The 449-nt window shown below is 63.9% G+C and carries 1 pseudogene; it reads right to left on the minus strand.

From position 1 onward, the window contains the following. Positions 1 to 115: 115 nt before the first annotated feature. Positions 116 to 449, minus strand: a pseudogene (locus MWC30_RS21945) (DNA topoisomerase IV subunit B); the annotation flags it as partial.

The raw sequence follows: 449 nt of genomic DNA on the forward strand, positions 1-449 counted from the left end.
TCTCGGTCTGCAGATCGACCTGGCTGATCCGGTCGCGCAGGGGGGCCTCGACGGTCCCTTCGACAGGCAGGTCCTGGTTCTCGTTGTTCTCAGTCACGTAGGGATCTCCTGAAGATCAGATGTCGAGGAAGCGGACGTCTTTGGCGTTCTGCTGGATGAAGCCGCGGCGGGACTCGACGTCCTCGCCCATCAGGATGGAGAAGATCTCGTCGGCGGCCGCCGCATCCCCCATGGTCACCTGCATGAGTTTGCGGTTGTCCGGGTCCATCGTGGTCTCCCACAGCTCCGAATAGTCCATCTCGCCCAGACCCTTGTACCGCTGGATGCCCAGCTCTTTGGGGAGCTTGCGCCCGGCCTCACGACCGCGAGTCAGGGCCACGTCGCGCTCGGCGTCGGTGAAGACGTAGGCAGGCTCTCCGCCGGACCACTTGATCTTGTACAGCGGCGGC

Origin of the sequence: Desulforhabdus sp. TSK, from assembly GCF_022836495.1 — a bacterium.
GTDB lineage: Bacteria > Desulfobacterota > Syntrophobacteria > Syntrophobacterales > Syntrophobacteraceae > Desulforhabdus.